We start from the raw sequence: 17447 nt of genomic DNA, 5'->3' as shown, positions 1-17447 counted from the left end.
AAGACGCGCGGTGTGGTAGGCTTCGGGACAGGAACCTGCCCGCATTTGCTCCGATCCGCAACCGGCAGATCGGAAAGAAAAGCCGCAGCAGCGGTGCAGCGACATCGGCTCGCGGCGTGATCGGCAACGGTCAGAGATCGGTGCCGATCTCTTCCACATCAAAGGGCGTCGTCTGGTAGATTTCGTTGATCCAGTTGCCGAACAAGAGATGCGCATGGCTGCGCCAGCGGTTCTGCGGCGCAAGCGCCGGATCGTTATGCGGGAAGTAATTGTGCGGCATCTTGATCGGCACGCCGGCATTGACGTCGCGGAAATACTCGTCGGAAAGCGAGGTGGAATCATATTCGACATGGTTGAACATGTAGAGCCGCCGGCCCCTCTTTTCGTGCACGAGGCAGACGCCCATTTCGCTGGACTCCATCAGGATCTCCAGGCTTTCGGATTTCTCGATATCGGCGCGGCGCACTTCGGTCCAGCGCGACACCGGCACTTCGAAATTGTCGGAAAAGCCGTTGAGATAGATCGAGGAAGGCTTCAGGTTCCGGTGGCGGTAGACGCCGAAGGCCTTCTCTTTCAGCTCGTATTTCGGAACGCCGTGAAAATGATAGACCGCCGCCATCGCACCCCAGCAGACGTTCATCGTCGAATGGACATTTGTTTCCGTCCAGTCGAGAATCTCCTGCATCTCCGGCCAATAGGTGACGTCCTCATAGGGTAAAAGCTCAATCGGCGCCCCGGTGATGATGAAGCCGTCGAACTTGCGGTGCTTTACCTCCTCCCAGGTCTGGTAAAAGGCTAGCAGATGATCCTCGGACGTATTCTTCGCCTTGTGGCCGCCGATGCGAATGAGCGACAGCTCCACCTGCAGCGGCGAGGCGCCGACGAGGCGGGCCATCTGCAGTTCGGTCTTGATCTTGTTCGGCATGAGGTTGAGCAGCCCGATCTGCAACGGTCGGATATCCTGACGGATCGCCAACGTCTCGGTCATCACCCGCACCCCCTCCTGAACCAGGGTTTCGAAGGCGGGCAGCGTATCGGGGATCTTGATGGGCATTGCGGTCACTCGATCAAAAACAAAAACCGGCGGCGACAAAAATCGCTACCGGTCCGCACGCGGCCCTTTAGCGACTTTTTTAACGTGGCTGCAAGCCGGCCGGCCAAATCACCACGGAGGCCTTAATTAGACCCAGTCTGATTGCGAATCAACTGGCGAATGCATGCAGGAGAGACTCATGCAAGCATCATCACAGTTTAATGACTGATAGAATCTGTTGATAGACCCGTAACGCCACCATGTTATTTATAGGGCATGGGCGATTTGGAAAAGCGTAATGGCAGATAAGACCGAGGGGAGGCCAGGAATCCGGAGGCAGGATAGGGTAGGGTATGATCTCAGCCTGACATATCGCCTCGGGGTGATGTTCTCAGCATTCTGGAATTCGGAAGTGCGTGGCAAGGTGCTGTTTCTGGCGACCGTGCTGATCCTCGTCATCCTGGCGACATCCTACGGCCAGGTCATTTTGAACGAGTGGAATGCTCCCTTCTACGACTCGCTGGAGCGCCGCGACCTTGGCGAATTCTTCCACCAGCTCGAAATCTTCGCGATGATCGCCGGCACACTGCTGCTGCTCAACGTGCTGCAGGCCTGGCTGAACCAGATGACCGCGCTCTATATGCGCGAAGGCCTGTCACGCGATCTGGTCGACCAGTGGCTGAAGCGCAAGCGGGCGCTACGGCTTGCCTCCAGCGGCCTGATCGGCGTCAATCCGGACCAGCGCCTGCACGAGGATTCCCGCAACCTCGCCGAAAGCACGACAGGGCTGGTTCTCGGCCTGCTGCAGTCGACCATTCTTCTGGTGAGCTTCATCGGCGTTCTCTGGGAGCTTTCGAGTGGCTTCATCTTCCGCATCAGCGGCCATAGCTTCTCCATTCCGGGTTACATGGTCTGGGCGGCGATTTTCTATGCCGCTTCTGCCTCGGTGCTGAGCCAGGTCGTCGGTCGCAAGCTGGTGAAGCTCAATGCCGACCGTTTTTCGAAAGAAGCTGAGCTTCGCTTCACGCTGATGCATGCCAATGAGAACATGCCGGCAATTACCGTTGCCCGCGGCGAGGAGAACGAGCGCCGGCGCATTAACACCGACATCAGTTCGGTCCTGACAGTCGTCAAGCGGCTTGCCATGGCCAATACCAATCTCACTTGGGTTTCGGCCGGTTATGGCTGGCTGGTGATCGTCATCCCGATCATCGTTGCCGCCCCCGCCTATTTCTCCGGCGGTCTCACCCTCGGCCAGCTGATGATGTCCGTTGGTGCCTTCAACCAGGTCAACACCGCGCTGCGCTGGTATGTGTCCAATTTCGGCCCGATCGCCGAATGGCGCGCCACGCTGATGCGCGTCACCGATTTCCGCCAGGCGCTGGTCGACATGGAAGACGACTTCGACCTCAAGGACAGCATCGCCTATGAAAACGCCGCGCCCGACACGCTGACGCTGAAGGACGTGGTGATCGTCGCCAAGGTCGGCGAAGACATCGAGGAATGCGGCGGTTTCCGTCTGCGTGAAACCAATGTCGTGATCAAGGCCGGCGAAAAAGTCATGATCAACGGCGATCACAGCGTCAATCGCAAGCTGCTCTTCCAGGCGATGGCTGGCCTCTGGCCGTGCGGCAGCGGCACGATGGGCCTGCCGCCAATCGACGACATGCTCTTCGTTCCCCAGCTCGCCTATGTCCCCGGCGGCTCACTGCGCGAGGCGCTGGCCTTTCCCGAACGTCCCGAAGCCTACGAGAAAGCCGACGTGGAGGCGGCCCTCGACAAGGTTGGTCTCCATTCGCTGATCGCAAGGCTCGAGACCCGTGCCCGCTGGGACAAGCTGCTCGACAGCGACCAGCAGAAAGCGATCGGCTTCGCCCGGCTGCTTCTTGTGCGCCCGCGCTGGATCATCTTCGACGAAGTGCTGGAAGGCATGGAGCCGGAATTGCAGGAAACGATGGCTAAACTGCTCACCTCGATGCCCGAAAGCGGCATGATCTATATCGGCCGCTCCGAGGCCTATCTCGAGGCGCTGAAGCCGCGCGTGCTGCATCTACAAGCGCTGCCGTCAAAATCCGAGGAGCCGCCTGTCGTCCAGACCGGGGCCAGCGCCAGTGCGGGCGCTGCCGCCGTGCCTGCGCCGGCGCTTTAATGCATGCCGCCCAAAAGTGTGGAGCGGTTTTGGTATAACGGCATGCATAAGATGAGGATTTAAGCCGCTGGTCACATCGGCGGTATGACGCCGTTGAGGCCGACGGCGATCTGGCTGGCCGAGATGCTGCCATCCGCCGCCTTCTCGCCGGTGACGACGACGCCGGCGCCGGGCTTCAGATCATCTTTGGTCGCAGGCGCCAACGTCACGATCGGCGTGCCATCGGCAATCGAGATGGTCTTTTCCTTGCCCTGATAGGTCAGCGTGATTGTGTGGCCGTCGACGGACTTGACGGCATTGCTGACGGTCGCGTTGGTCATCTGGCTGTTTGGCTGCGCATCCCAGGGACGGTTGCCCTCACCGGTTCCCTTCATCGACGCCGGAAAGATCAGCACCTCGATCGCGCCGTCCGGGCCGGTGCCCTTCGGAAGCGAAGCGACGCCGACGAAATCGCCGGGTTTGATATCCTCGACCGAAGCTTGTCTGATACCGCCGACCTTCCAGCCGGCTTTCAGCGCGACCGTCGCATCGCTGCCCTCGCGCGTCTTGACGACGAGCGTATCGCCGCTGAGGCTTTCGATTGCGCCGCGAACACGAATGCGCTGGGCATCCTGCGCCTGTGCGGCTTGCGACAGGGCAAGCGCCACGAGGCTGCCGGCAGTAAGTGCTGTGAGAAAACGGGAATGAGGCTTGCGAGACATATGACTTTTCCTTGTCGCCATTGCGATCGGCAATATCCCCGGCTGCCGGACGGCACCTTATGCCGCAGGACGGCACACTGACGAATCAAGGAAAAGTGAGCCTTCAGCCTCGAGAAAATCTCAGCCCTCCAGCTCTTCCCGCAGCATTTCGAGCTCCAGCCACTCTTCTTCCATCTCCGTCAGGCTGGCGCGCAGTTTTTCCATCTCGCCGGCAAGCCGGTTGAAGGCTGCGGGATCGCGCGTGAAAAGATTGGGATCTGCCATCACCTGTTCGCGTTTGGCGATTTCGGCTTCGGCCTTCGCCATTTCCTTTGGCAGGTTTTCCAGTGCGAATTTCTGCTTGAAGGAGAGCTTGCTCCTCGTGCTTCCCGCGGACGGCGCTGCCTCCTGCGTCTTCGGCTTCTCCGCTGCCTTCTCTGCCCTCTTGCGCTCCTCAAGCGCGCCCTTGCGTTGCGTAAGCATGTCGGAATAGCCGCCGGCATATTCGATCCAGCGGCCGTCCGGCGCATCCGGAACGGCGGGTGCAATCGTCGAGGTCACGGTGCGGTCGAGGAAATCGCGGTCGTGGCTGACGAGAATGACGGTGCCGGGAAAGCCGGCGACAATTTCCTGCAGGAGATCGAGCGTTTCGATATCGAGGTCGTTGGTCGGTTCGTCGAGGATCAAAAGGTTCGTTGGGCGCGAAAGGATGCGCGCCAGCATCAGCCGGGCGCGTTCGCCACCGGAGAGGTTTCTGATCGGCGTACGCGCCTGTTCCGGCTGAAACAGAAATTCCTTCATGTAGCCGGTGACATGACGCTGTTCGCCGTTTACGAGCAGGTTTTCGCCGCGCCCATCCGTCAGATAGTTGGCAAGCGTATCCTCGGGATCGAGATCCTCGCGTTTCTGGTCGAGCGTCGCGATCTCCAGATTGGTGCCGAGTTTGACGATGCCGCTATCGGGTGAAAGCTGCCCGGTCAGCATCTTCAGCAGCGTCGTCTTGCCGGCGCCGTTCGGCCCGACCAGACCGATGCAGTCGCCGCGATGCACGCGGATCGAAAACGTCGTGACGATTGCCCGCTCGCCGAAGCTCTTGGTGATCTTGTCGGCCTCGATCACCAGCTTGCCGGATTCCTGCGCGTCCGAAACCGTCGCCTGCACCGTGCCCTGCGGCCCCTTATGGCCGCGATAGTTCGAGCGCATCGTCTGCAGCTCGCCGAGACGGCGCATGTTACGTTTGCGCCGCGCCGTGACGCCATAGCGCAGCCAGTGCTCCTCGCGCTCGATCGACTTGCCGAGCTTGTGCTGCTCCAGCTCCTCGGCCTCCAGCACCTGGTCGCGCCAGGCTTCGAAATGCGCAAAGCCTCTGTCGAGCCGGCGTGAGGTGCCGCGGTCGAGCCAGACGGTTGCCGTCGACACCTTTTCGAGGAAACGCCGGTCGTGCGAGATCAGCACCAAGGCGCTGCGTGTCTTTTGCAGCTCGCCTTCCAGCCATTCGATGGTCGGCAGGTCGAGATGGTTGGTCGGCTCGTCGAGCAGCAGAATGTCCGGCTCCGGGGCCATAACCCGGGCAAGGGCTGCGCGCCGCGATTCGCCACCGGACAGCATTTTAGGGTCTTCATCGCCGGTCAGCCCGAGATGGGAGAGGAGATAGGTGACACGATAGGGGTCATCGCCTGGCCCGAGGCCGGCCTCGGCATAGGCCTGCACCGTGGTGAAGTCGGCAAAATCCGGCGCCTGTTCGAGATAACGCACCGTCGAGGACGGATGGCGGAAGACCTCGCCGGACTGCGCCTCGACCAGGCCGGCGGCAATCTTCAGCAGCGTCGATTTTCCCGAGCCGTTGCGCCCGACGAGACAGATTTTGTCACCGGGCTCGATCTGCAGGCCAGCACCGGCCAGAAGCGGCGCACCGCCAAAGCTCAGGAAGATATCGTCGAGTTTCAGAATGGGAGGGGCCAAAAATCAGACTCCGGAAAGATCATAGGGCCGGGCGAGCACGATTGCCCGGCCGCTGCGGAGCGAAAAGCGAACCTTGCCTTCCGCAACATTGGAAATGGTGCGCGACGAGCCGAAAGGCAGATGGAAATCCACCAGCGGATAACGCGCATTCTCGATGGTAAGCCCTCTCAGCTCGCTGAATCCGGGCACGGAAAACAGGCTGCCTTTGGGAAGGTCCAGTTCGATCGTACCGGCCACCAGCGGCACGGCCTCTTCCTTGCCCGAGGTCAGCAGCAGGTCGAAACCCTCTTCCGCCATGCTGACGGCCGACAGCAGATGCTGAAGCGCGTGGTCGGAACGTTCACCGCCGAGCGCACCGGCGAGGATGAGCCGCCGGGCACCCCGCGCGATTGCTTCCGCCACTGCGATTTCGCCGTCCGTCGCCGCCTTCGCTGCCGGATAGGGCTGTTTCGGCACATCGGGAAATGCACCCGCGAGATCATCAGGCGTCGAATCGAAATCACCGACCCAGAGCTCCGGCGTAATACCGAGTGCTGCCGCATGCCGCATGCCGCCATCGGCCGCAATGAAGCGGCTGTCTTCGATGGCATCGCGCAGGCGCTCCGTCAGGCTGAGTTCGCCGCCAAGGAGAATGGTGAATGTGGATTGGCTCATGGGCATTGCCCTTAGCGCAAACGAGGGGTCGAGGGGAAGGGCCGGCGAACTACGGCGTCTGCCTCAGCCCGGTGTATCCTTGTCGCGCGACAGGAAAACCGCCTCGTAGCCGCCGATGAAGCGCTCGAAAAGCGCTGCGAAACGCTCGACATCTTCCTGCGGCCAGTCGGAAACGATCTCGGAAATGATTGCAAGCTTCTGCGCGACGATCTCGGCAAGCAGGTCCTGGCCGACCTCGGTCATGACGACGACGATCCGCCGCGCATCGGCCTGCGAGGCCTCGCGGCGCAGCACGTTGCGCCCGACCATGTCGGCCACCACCCGGCTTGCCCGTGACGGATCGATGCGCAGCATCTCCGCGATCATGCCGACCGTGACCTCGCCGGCAGGCTGCGCCCTCCGCACGGCATCGAGCACGTCGAGATGCGAAAGCTCAAGGCCCGGTGCAGCACTCTGGATCGCCAGCCGGCCGATCAGCCGCCGCCCGGTCATCAGCCGCATGCGCGCCATGCTCCGGCCGATACGCGGCACGTTTTCACGATCCGGCTCGGCCGGCTCCGCAAAAGGGGTCTTGGTCAGGACGTCGCTCATCACAGGACCATAACAGAGCCGATTCAAAAATTGAATATGCTGATGTCATTAATGTGCCATTGACAATTATATGCTGTTAGCACATAAAAGCACTTCAACCCGGAACGATGCCTCCATGGACATGCAACTCGCGCCTGCGCCGCTCGTGACGGATCCTCGTCGCCGGCTTATCCTCTTCTTCTTCCTGATGACCGCCATGTTCATGGCGACGCTTGATAATCAAATCGTCTCCACGGCGCTCCCGACGATCGTCGGCGAATTCGGCCATCTCGAGCGCTTCGGCTGGATCGGCTCGGCCTATCTCCTGTCGCTGAGCGCCGTCATGCCGCTCTACGGCAAGCTCGGCGATCTGTTCGGCCGCAAATACGTGATGATGACGGCTATCATGATCTTCACCGTCGGATCGACAGTCTGCGGTCTTGCGGTTTCGATGAATACGCTGATCGCCGCCCGCGTGCTGCAGGGCCTTGGCGGCGGCGGCATCATGGTGTCGATCTTCGCCGTCAACGCCGACCTATTCGAGCCACGCGAGCGGGCGCGCTATCAAAGCTATTCCAGCCTGGTGCTGATGGCATCGGGCGCGATCGGCCCGGTGCTCGGCGGGACGATGAGCGATCTCTTCGGCTGGCGTTCGATCTTTCTCGTCAACGTGCCGATCGGCTTTATCGTGCTCACCGGCCTTGCCTTCATGCTGCCGTACCGCAAACCGCATCGCCGCCCCAAGATCGATTATGCCGGTGCGCTTCTGCTTGCCATGACGACGACAAGCATCGTGCTTGCCACCGACAGCAGCGAACTGTTCGGTGCATTGATTTCGCCTGAGAGCATCGGCATCGTTGTCTTCGGCCTCGTCTGCGCCGTCACCTGGGTGTTCGTCGAGCGCCGCGCGCCGGAGCCGATTGTTCCCCTGCAGCTGTTTCGCAATTCGACCTTCAGCCTGCTCCTGGTGATCTCGATCATGGGCGGCGCCATCGCCATCGGCATGGTCAATTATCTCGCCCTCTTCCTGCAGACCACGACCGGCCTTTCGCCGTCGGCCGCCGGTCTGCTCTTCATCCTTCTGACCGGCGGCCTCGTCTGCGGGTCGCTTTCCGCAGGCCGCATCATCTCGAAGACGGGGCGCTACAAGCCCTTCGCCATCGCAAGCCTCACCTGCAGCGCCATCGCCTTTGCGCTGATGTCGCAGATCCATGCGGGAACGCCGATCGCCTTCATCGGTGCGGTCATGATGCTGCACGGCATCGGCATCGGCCTTGCCCAGCAAGTTCCCGTCATCGGCGTACAGAATGCAGCACCCGCCCGCGACGTCGGCGCCGCCACCGGCTCGGTGACGCTGTCGCGCATGGGCGGCGCCTCGATCGCCATTTCCATCTATGGCGCCATCATCGCCTCCGAGCTCGGCAAGGTCGGCGTCTCCATTCCCGGCGTCGCCGATATCGAGCAGCTGACGCCGAAAATGATGGCCGCCCTTCCCGAAGCGAGCCGTCAGGCCGTCGCCGATACCTATGCCGCCGCTTTCTCGCCGCTCTTCATGACCTCCTGCGCCATTGCGCTGATCGGCCTTGCCGCCGCCATCATGCTGAAACCCGTGCAGCTGCCCCGCGCCGGCGAGACGACAAAGCCGCAACCGGCGACCGCGGAAGCTGCCGAATAGTCGACTCGTTACTGCGAGAGAATGCTTCATCAGGAGGCGTTCCCTCTCGATGCCTGTATCAAGGGTTGCAATTTTCCCGCTGGACTGTCGCTATCGAGTCGGTTGCTTCAATCGGGCCGTTCTTTTTCCGCACCGTCGACGAATCTCCGCTTTGTGACGGAACTTTCGCCATAATTTCATCCGAGCGAAGGGAAGCCTTAATGCCTGAGGCTTGCTAAAATGCAACGGCGCCACATTTAAACAGAGTCTCGCTATGCAACCGATGCGTAAATCAGCTACAGCAACGACTTGTATCGGCCGATTGTGCAGCGCGAGATCAGGGGTGCGCACCTGTTGAGTTCCCCTTGCCACGGTCGGTCCGAATCTGCGGCAAACCGGCAAAACAGCGACATGATGCGGAGAATCAGACTGGACAGCTTGACGACGTGGAATTCGCCCGCGCTTTCCAGTGATGCCATCTCCGCGCCACGGCGCTTCGCGCGTCGCCTGATGCTGCTTTCGGCACTCGCAATGGTGCTGAATGGCTGTCAATCGCTGATCGACCAATCCTATCAGCCCAGTGTCTCTCCTTCTTCCAACCCGCAGATCGTCGACGAGGTGCAGAAGAACGATCCGCGCGCAGCGATGGGCGCCCGTGAGCATCCGCGCATCGTGGCGAGCTACGGCGGCGAATACAAGGACGCCAAAACCGAGCGCCTCGTCGCCCGCATCGCCGGCGCGCTGACGGCGGTGTCGGAAAATCCGAGCCAGTCCTACCGCATCACCATTCTGAATTCGCCGGCGATCAACGCCTTCGCGCTGCCGGGCGGTTATCTCTACGTTACCCGCGGCCTGCTCGCCCTTGCCAACGACGCCTCGGAAGTCGCCGCCGTGCTGTCGCACGAAATGGGCCATGTGACGGCAAACCACGGCATCGAGCGGCAGAAGCGCGAAGAGGCTGAGGTCATCGCCAGCCGTGTCGTCGCCGAGGTCCTCTCCAGCGACATCGCCGGCAAGCAGGCGCTTGCCCGCGGCAAGCTGCGGCTCGCCGCCTTTTCCCGCCAGCAGGAACTGCAGGCCGATGTCATCGGCGTGCGCATGCTCGGCGAAGCCGGCTACGACCCTTATGCCGCCGCCCGGTTCCTCGATTCGATGGCGGCTTACAGTCGCTTCATGTCGGTTGATCCCGAAGCCGACCAGAGTCTCGACTTCCTGTCGAGCCATCCGAATTCGGCCCAGCGCATAGAGCTAGCCCGCACCCACGCCCGCGCCTTCGGCCAGGAAGGCTCGGTCGGCGACAAGGGTCGCAATTATTATCTCGACGGCATAGACGGACTGCTCTACGGCGATAGCCCGGAGGAAGGCTATGTGCGCGGCCAGACCTTCCTGCATGGCGGTCTCGGCATCCGCTTCGACGTGCCGCCGGATTTCCACATCGACAACAAGGTCGAAGCTGTGATGGCCACCGGCCCGAACGACATTGCCGTCCGCTTCGACGGCGTCGCCGACAATCAGAACCAGAGCCTCACCAACTATATATCCAGCGGCTGGGTGACCGGCCTCGACCCATCGACCATCCAGCCGATCACCATCAACGGCATGGAAGCAGCCACCGCGCGCGCCAGCGCCGACCGCTGGGATTTCGATGTGACCGTGATCCGCAACAATTCGCAGATCTTCCGTTTCCTGACCGCCGTGCCGAAAGGCAGCGGCGCCCTTGAGCCGACGGCCAATGTGCTGCGGGCAAGTTTCCGTCGCATGACGCCGGCAGAGGCCGCCTCGCTGAAGCCGCTGCGGATCCGCGTCGTCACCGTCCGGCCGGGTGAGAACATCTCGACACTCGCCGCCCGCATGATGGGCACAGACCGCAAGCTCGATCTCTTCAAGCTCATCAACGCCCTGCCCACGGGCGCAGCCGTTTCAACAGGCGATCGCGTCAAGATCATCGCCGAATAAAAAAGGCCCGGCTTGCGCCGGGCCAGTCTGTGCTGCTGGAGGGGATAAAACATCTCGCGCAAAACTGAGCGGCGGTTTTGCGACAATGACCTAAATCGCGACAAGCGAATCTAAGGTCGAGACGCACTTTAAGTTCAGGCGTAGGCCGCCATATGCGGATCGGCGCTGACGAGCGCGCTGCGAAGCTTCTCCATCGCCCGGCTTTCGATCTGACGCACGCGCTCCTTGGAAATGCCGAGATCGGCACCGAGTTCTTCGAGCGTGGCACCGTCTTCCGCCAGACGCCGGGCGCTGATGATCTTCATCTCGCGTTCGTTGAGGTGTTTCAGCGCCGAGGCGAGCCAGATGCGGCGGCGCTCGCCGTCGATCATGTTGGACACCTGCTCGTCCGGCAGGGGATCGTCGCTGACGAGGAAGTCCATCTTCTCTGCACTCTCGGCATCGCCGGAGACTGAAGGCGCCTGCAACGAGGCGTCGTTGCCGGAAAGCCTGGCATCCATCGTCTGCACATCCGAGAGGCTGACGCCGAGAGCGGCGGCGATTTCCTGGTGAATGGATTGCAGCGTCAGCTGCGTGTCGCCCTTGGCGAGCTTGGCGCGCAGACGGCGCAGATTGAAGAACAGCGCTTTTTGCGCCGAGCTCGTGCCGCCCCGCACGATCGACCAGTTGCGCAGGATATAATCCTGGATCGACGCCCTGATCCACCAGCTTGCATAGGTGGAAAAGCGCACGTCGCGTTCCGGCTCGAAGCGGGCGGCGGCCTCGAGCAGGCCGACATAACCTTCCTGCACCAGATCGCTCATCGGCAGGCCGAAATTGCGGAACTTGCCGGCCATGGATATGACGAGGCGCATATGCGCCATGGCGATTTGGTTGCGCGCGCCGCGGTCTTCGTGATCCTTCCAACGGGTGGCGAGATCGTGCTCTTCCTGGCGGGCGAGATAAGGAGCGGCCATCGCGATTTTGATCATGCGCCGATCTGCAGACATGTTCTTCATTTCGATCTCCTGAACAGGCCTCTCGCCCTGAAATGAACAATAAAACTCATGTTCCGGAACATCGCTGTCCGGATTGAATGGGTTCTGAATGCATAAAAGCCTCGCCCTGGACTTTTCAGGGGAAGGCTCTATTTCTCATCATGTGCCGGTAAGACGGCCGGGCTGGACCTGTTTCTTCAGTTTGCCGGATGGGCAATCTAGAAAAGGCATGATCCGCTCCTCATCGAACATTGACGGAATAGCAGTTCGCCCGTTGAGGCCGTTGCCCGACGAGCAGTCCGCAATTACGTGTGATAAACGCGGCAGCCGGGAAAAAGTTCCAATAAAAAAACCCGGCGCAAAGGCCGGGTTTTTTTACAAAATATCAGGGTCGCTTTATGCGGCTTCGTCCTGTGAATCGTCTTCTTCGATCGCCTTGCCGCGCTTCGGACCCTTGTTGAGATTGGTCTCGACGAGGCGAACGGCTTCGGTTTCCGACATCTTGTTGACGGCGGCGATTTCGCGCGCCATGCGGTCGAGTGCAGCCTCATAAAGCTGGCGCTCGGAATAGGACTGTTCAGGCTGGTTCTCGGCACGATACAGATCGCGCACGACCTCAGCGATGGAAATCAGGTCACCGGAATTGATCTTGGCATCATATTCCTGGGCGCGGCGGGACCACATGGTGCGCTTGACGCGCGCCTTGCCCTGCACGACCTTCAAAGCACGCTCGACGAAATCCGTTTCCGAAAGCTTGCGCATACCAATGCTCATCGCCTTCGCGACCGGAACCTTCAGACGCATCTTGTCCTTCTCGAAATCGATAACGAAAAGTTCGAGCTTCATGCCGGCAACTTCTTGCTCTTCGATAGCGGTGATGGTACCGACGCCATGAGCGGGGTAGACGATCGATTCACCGGTCTTGAAGCCGTGACGTGCTGTAGAAGGCTTTTTCTGCTGAGTCGTCATTCTATTCAAAAACTCCCTGTTACGCTTCCGGCGGCGGCCGGAGCCGGGTCAGTCAGGCCCGGGTGAGACGGTAGTATCCGTCGGGTGACTTCACTCTGGTCCCATCGGGCAAAAGCAAAGACTTCTTGCGCACGATCTTGGGACCCGGCGCTCAAAGCGTTGATATGTCACGGAAACCGTGTACGGATTTGTTTTGCTTTCGTGATGGTTTTGGGCATGCGTTATGCCACAAATGGAACAGTAGACGAAACCTATCATAAAAATATGAGGAAATCAATAATTTGCTTCGCTTGAGTCATGCGAGCAACACATGTCACCCATATGCCTCACGCAGCTTTTAAAACGTTTCGCGCCGCGGTCGCCCGAATCCGGGGGCCGAATGTGGGCGCTGTCTCAATCGCCGGAACCGGGCTTCTCCGAAAAATACTTCTCGAATTTTCCGGTCTCGCCATCCATTTCCTTGGCCTCGGGCAACGGGTCCTTCTTGACCGTGATATTCGGCCAGATCGTGGCATATTCGGTATTGATCTTCAGCCATTTGTCGAGGCCCGGCTCGGTATCGGGCTTGATCGCCTCGGCGGGACATTCAGGTTCGCAGACGCCGCAATCGATGCATTCGTCGGGATGGATGACGAGGAAATTCTCGCCCTCATAGAAGCAGTCGACAGGGCAGACTTCCACGCAATCGGTGTATTTGCACTTGATGCAATTGTCGGTCACGACATAGGTCATGAAGAACTCCAGGATTTCCATGCGGATGGGGCCGGGCAACCTGGAACGTCGCGCCTATCCCCGTGCCGGAAGAAAAGCGTGAGCAGGCTTGGGAGGCAAGCACGCTTCCGGCAGGTTGTCAGTGACCTATCGGCTTTGGCGCCGGATTTCAAGGATAAACGATCTGCAAAAGCCGCCACCGCAGACAGAGTTTTCTAATCCTCGTCCGACATCAGCCTGTCGATTGCACGTCTTTCCTTTTTGGTCGGACGGCCGGTGCCGGTGGCCCGGATCGCCTGCTCGTAGGGCGTGAGACGTTTTGTCTCATCGGGCGGCGGGGATTGGTCGTCGTAGAGCAGGCGCGCCTCCTCGTATGGCCCCCGCCGTTCGCCGGCAAGGCGCATGACGAGAACGACATCGCGCCGCTCCAGCGTCAGGTCGATACGGTCGCCCGGCTTGACCATCTGGCTTGGATGGTTGCAACGCTCGCCGTTGATGCGCACATGGCCTGATTGGATATGGCTCTGCGCCAGCGAGCGCGACTTCACCATGCGCGCGAAGAACAGCCACTTGTCGATGCGCTGGCGCGAACCGCTTGTCGGCTGTGTCTCCCCGCTCATGATTACTTCTTCATCTGCTCCTTGAGAGCTGCGAGCTTGGCGAAGGGCGAATCCGGATCGATCGGCTTCTCCTTGCGCGGCGGCTTGGCCTCGAAGCGCAACGGCTGCGAGCCGCCACGATTGTTGTTGCGGTCGTTGCGATCGTTACGCTCGCCGCGATCCTTGCGATCGCCGCGGTCCTGCCGGTCGCCGCGCGGCTGGTCGCCACGCGGTTGGTTGTTGCGGTCGCCTCTTGCCTGCTGCGGCCGGCCACCATCGCGACCGCCGCCTTCCTTGCCGCGGTTCTGGCGATTGTTGTCGCGGCCGTCGCCGCCGCGATTGCCCTCGCCGCCTTCACCGCCGCCCGGCCGGCGATTGCGGTCGCCGCGCTCCTGATTTTGACCGCGCTCTTGGCCCTGGCCGCCACGGCGTTCGCCATGCCCGCCGCGCCCCTGGCGCTGATTGTCGTTGCGACCGCCAAGACGCCACAGAAGAACCGGCTTCGGTTCCGCCGGCTCGCCGGCTTCCCCAGGAGCAGATCCTGCTTCCCCGGAAGCCGATACCGCTTCCACAGGAGCGGAGGTTTCCCCGGAAACAGAGGCTTCCGCCGGAGCAGATGCCTCGATCGCTTCGGCCGGAGCGGGGCTTTCAACCGCTTCCGCCACGGGCGCGTCGGCAACCGCCGAAGCCGCCTCGGTTACGGATGGCTCGGCAGCAGTCTCTTCCGCGGCGCCATCGGCATCGTCGTGATCGGCCTTTTCGGCTGTCTCTTCCGCAGGCGTTTGCGCGCTGGCGGCAGGTACTGAGGCCGCATCCTGCGCCGCAAGATGGACCGATGCTTCTTCCGCCTTCACGGCATCGGCGCGATAGCCGAGACCCTTGAGGATTTCTTCCATGTCCTCGAGCGTCGCACCGAGGATCGACAGCATCGCCGTCGTCGTCGTGAAGCGGCGGCCATCATAAGCACCCTCCGGACGGTTGTTCTGACCAGGCTTCCATTGCAGCAGCGGACGGATAATATCGGCAAGCCGTTCCAGGATGTCGATACGCACGGCACGCTTGCCGAGGAAACGGAAGCCGGCGAGTTTGTAGAACATCCGCTCGAAGCTCGGATCGGTGACGACGGAGGTGCGGCCGGCGGCAAGCACGGGAATGAGATCGCCATAGCCCGGCTTGTCGAGACCGTCGTTCTTCAGCGCCCAGAGCAGCGTGATGAGCTCGGCCGGCGCCGGCTTCAGAAGTGCGGGAACGAAGATATGATAGGCGCCGAAACGCACGCCGTAGCGGCGCATGGAGGCACGGGCCTCTTGGTCCAGCGACTTCACCTCCTCGGTCACGTCGCGGCGGAACAGTACCCCGACATTCTCGACGAGCTGGAAGGCAAGCCCCTTGGCGAGACCCTGCAGGTCTTCGGCACGCGACAGATCGTCGAGCGGCTTCAGCACCGTGCTGATATGATGATTGACGAAGCGCTCGATGCGGGCGGCAACATGATCGCGGGCATTGCCCGTCAGTTGCTCGTCGGCCAGCAGAATCACGCGCGGACGCATGATGTGATCGCTGCCCGAAAGCCGCGCCACCGGGTCGCCCAGCCAACGGATCAGCCCATCCGAACCGATCACCAGATCGCTGTTGCCGGCGGCATGCATCCGGGCCGCGCGGGCTTCGAACTCGAGCCCGAGCGCCTTCTGCGACGCAGCCTGAACCGCCTTGGCATCCGGCCCGTCCGTTCCCGCCACCGGCGTGAAACGGAATCCGCTCAACTGCCCTACATGATGTCCTTCAACGAAGACATCGCCATTCACACTGATTTCAGCTTCCAGCATCGCATTCTCTCTCAGGCGCTTCATGAGCACAGATGTCCTGCGATCAACAAAGCGTTTCGTCAACCTTTCATGTAACGCGTCGGACAATCGATCTTCGATTTCCCGCGTCTTTTCCTGCCAGTGTGTCGGATCGGCAAGCCAACCGGGCCGATTCGAAACGTAGGTCCAGGTCCTTATCTGCGCGATTCGCGCCGAAAGCGTGTCAATTTCGCCATCTGTTCGATCGGAGCGATGAACCTGCTCCGCAAGAAACTGCTCATTCACCGTGCCATAGCGGACGAGATCGGAAAAGAGGGTCGAGATAAGATCGGCATGTTGTGCTGGGGTGATACGCCGATAGTCGGGAAGTGCGCAAGCCTCCCAAAGTTTTTCGACGCGCGCCGGCCTGTCGGCGAGATCGATGACCTCTGGATAACGCGAAAGCTGTTCCAGCGCCTGCTGGTCGACCGCAGGCAGCGCCCGCGTCAGCCCCGGCACGCGCGGTCCCGTCTCAAGGCTGGCGCGCAGCGATGCGATTGAAGAGAAGTCCATCTCGGTCGTGCGCCACTGCAAAACCTTGACGTTGTCGAACTCGTGGCCCTCGATGCGCTGCACCAGCTCCTCGTCGAAGGGCGAGACTTGCCCGGTGACGCCGAAGGTTCCGTCCCGCACATGCCGCCCGGCGCGCCCCGCGACCTGGCCGAGTTCGCCCGGATTGAGATTGCGAAACTGGTAACCGTCGAATTTCCGGTCCTGGGCAAAGGCGACGTGATCGACATCGAGGTTGAGGCCCATGCCGATCGCATCGGTCGCCACCAGATATTCGACGTCGCCGGCCTGATAGAGCGCCACCTGAGCATTGCGGGTGCGCGGGCTGAGCGCGCCGAGCACGACCGCCGCGCCGCCGCGCTGCCTGCGGATGAGCTCGGCGATGGCATAGACCTCGTCGGCGGAAAAGGCGACGATGGCCGAGCGCTGCGGCAGCCGTGTGATCTTCTTCTGCCCGGCATAGAAAAGATGCGAAAGCCGCGGCCGCTCGACGATAGTGATGCCGGGCAGGAGCTGCTGCAGGATCGGCCGCATCGTCGCCGCGCCGAGCAGCAGCGTTTCCTCGCGGCCGCGAAGATGCAGGATGCGGTCGGTGAAGATATGGCCGCGCTCGAGATCGCCGGCGAGCTGCACCTCGTCGATCGCGACGAAGGCGGCTCTGGTTTCGCGCGGCATCGCCTCGACAGTGCAGACGGAAAAACGCGCATTGGGTGGCGAAATCTTTTCCTCGCCGGTGACCAGCGCCACATTCTGTGCGCCGACCTTCTCGACCACCCGCGTATAGACCTCGCGCGCCAGCAGCCGGAGCGGCAGGCCGATCACGCCCGTCCCGTGCGCGACCATGCGCTCGATGGCATAATGGGTCTTGCCGGTATTGGTCGGCCCGAGCACCGCGGTCACACCGCGCCCACTCAGAATCATCGGCTGCGAAGTCAGTGTCATGGGTCCATGCAAATGAGGCGGGGTGGCCCCAGGAAAATCTCGGCTCCTCGATGGGAGCTGGACAACACATGGACAGCTGCCGCCGCAAACGCAAGGGCAGATTTCAAAATGCCTCGGGGATTGCGACCTTTGCGAGTCGCCCGGAACGGCCGAATTTCCGATTCGGAACAGCGTGAGAACGAATCAGCGACGAATCGATGACTCCGGCTGATTCAGCTTTTGTTCACGGCTAAGTAT

General features: G+C 61.3%; 13 protein-coding genes and 1 riboswitch. Of the genes, 3 read left to right on the top strand and 10 right to left on the bottom strand.

The window, feature by feature from the left end; all coding sequences use genetic code 11:
- Positions 1 to 130: 130 nt before the first annotated feature.
- On the bottom strand, positions 131 to 1054 hold the full coding sequence (gene metA, locus G9X68_RS23865) for a homoserine O-acetyltransferase MetA (protein ID WP_003543755.1): 924 nt from the start codon (positions 1052 to 1054) through the stop codon (positions 131 to 133).
- Positions 1055 to 1101: 47 nt separating this feature from the next.
- Positions 1102 to 1179, bottom strand: a riboswitch (SAM riboswitch).
- A 152-nt stretch (positions 1180 to 1331) separates the two neighbouring features.
- Here metA and G9X68_RS23860 point away from each other — a divergent pair.
- Positions 1332 to 3182 carry an ABC transporter ATP-binding protein/permease gene (locus G9X68_RS23860; RefSeq protein ID WP_171604502.1) on the top strand — a complete coding sequence of 617 codons (1851 nt, stop codon included), beginning with the start codon at positions 1332 to 1334 and terminating at the stop codon, positions 3180 to 3182.
- Positions 3183 to 3253: 71 nt separating this feature from the next.
- On the opposite strand, the gene G9X68_RS23855 is transcribed toward G9X68_RS23860, so the two are convergent.
- From G9X68_RS23855 to G9X68_RS23840, 4 genes are all read right to left on the bottom strand, one after another.
- Positions 3254 to 3883 (bottom strand): DUF5666 domain-containing protein, encoded by a 630-nt coding sequence (locus tag G9X68_RS23855; protein ID WP_171600247.1) that lies wholly within the window; start codon positions 3881 to 3883, stop codon positions 3254 to 3256.
- A gap of 120 nt (positions 3884 to 4003) precedes the next feature.
- On the bottom strand, positions 4004 to 5824 hold the full coding sequence (locus tag G9X68_RS23850; RefSeq protein WP_171604501.1) for an ABC-F family ATP-binding cassette domain-containing protein: 1821 nt from the start codon (positions 5822 to 5824) through the stop codon (positions 4004 to 4006).
- Between the two features lie 3 nt (positions 5825 to 5827).
- Positions 5828 to 6484: a thiamine diphosphokinase gene (locus G9X68_RS23845; RefSeq protein WP_171604500.1), complete on the bottom strand. Its 657-nt coding sequence runs from the start codon at positions 6482 to 6484 to the stop codon at positions 5828 to 5830.
- Between the two features lie 57 nt (positions 6485 to 6541).
- Entirely contained in the window at positions 6542 to 7069 is a 528-nt protein-coding gene (locus G9X68_RS23840) for a MarR family winged helix-turn-helix transcriptional regulator (protein ID WP_171604499.1), read from the bottom strand.
- Between the two features lie 115 nt (positions 7070 to 7184).
- Between G9X68_RS23840 and G9X68_RS23835 the strand changes: the two genes are divergently transcribed.
- Both G9X68_RS23835 and G9X68_RS23830 read left to right on the top strand, forming a co-directional pair.
- Positions 7185 to 8723, top strand: coding sequence for an MDR family MFS transporter (locus G9X68_RS23835; RefSeq protein WP_171604498.1), 1539 nt, complete (start codon positions 7185 to 7187; stop codon positions 8721 to 8723).
- A gap of 390 nt (positions 8724 to 9113) precedes the next feature.
- Positions 9114 to 10658, top strand: a complete 1545-nt coding sequence (locus G9X68_RS23830) for a M48 family metalloprotease (RefSeq protein WP_171604497.1) — start codon at positions 9114 to 9116, stop codon at positions 10656 to 10658.
- Positions 10659 to 10792: 134 nt separating this feature from the next.
- On the opposite strand, the gene G9X68_RS23825 is transcribed toward G9X68_RS23830, so the two are convergent.
- The 5 genes from G9X68_RS23825 to G9X68_RS23805 all read right to left on the bottom strand — a co-directional run bounded on the left by G9X68_RS23825 (position 10793) and on the right by G9X68_RS23805 (position 17210).
- Entirely contained in the window at positions 10793 to 11656 is an 864-nt protein-coding gene (locus tag G9X68_RS23825; protein ID WP_171604496.1) for an RNA polymerase factor sigma-32, read from the bottom strand.
- A 375-nt stretch (positions 11657 to 12031) separates the two neighbouring features.
- Entirely contained in the window at positions 12032 to 12604 is a 573-nt protein-coding gene (locus G9X68_RS23820) for a CarD family transcriptional regulator (RefSeq protein WP_003543775.1), read from the bottom strand.
- 393 nt (positions 12605 to 12997) lie between these two features.
- Entirely contained in the window at positions 12998 to 13336 is a 339-nt protein-coding gene (fdxA, locus tag G9X68_RS23815) for a ferredoxin FdxA (protein WP_003567552.1), read from the bottom strand.
- A gap of 194 nt (positions 13337 to 13530) precedes the next feature.
- Positions 13531 to 13935, bottom strand: coding sequence for an RNA-binding S4 domain-containing protein (locus G9X68_RS23810; protein WP_171604495.1), 405 nt, complete (start codon positions 13933 to 13935; stop codon positions 13531 to 13533).
- Positions 13936 to 13937: 2 nt separating this feature from the next.
- Positions 13938 to 17210 (bottom strand): helicase-related protein, encoded by a 3273-nt coding sequence (locus G9X68_RS23805; RefSeq protein WP_171604494.1) that lies wholly within the window; start codon positions 17208 to 17210, stop codon positions 13938 to 13940.
- Positions 17211 to 17447 lie beyond the last annotated feature (237 nt).

This window comes from Rhizobium changzhiense, from assembly GCF_013087625.1.
GTDB classification, from domain to species: domain Bacteria; phylum Pseudomonadota; class Alphaproteobacteria; order Rhizobiales; family Rhizobiaceae; genus Rhizobium; species Rhizobium sophorae.
The sequence above is the reverse complement of the archived record's forward strand: the minus strand, read 5'-3'. Positions and strand labels throughout refer to the sequence as shown.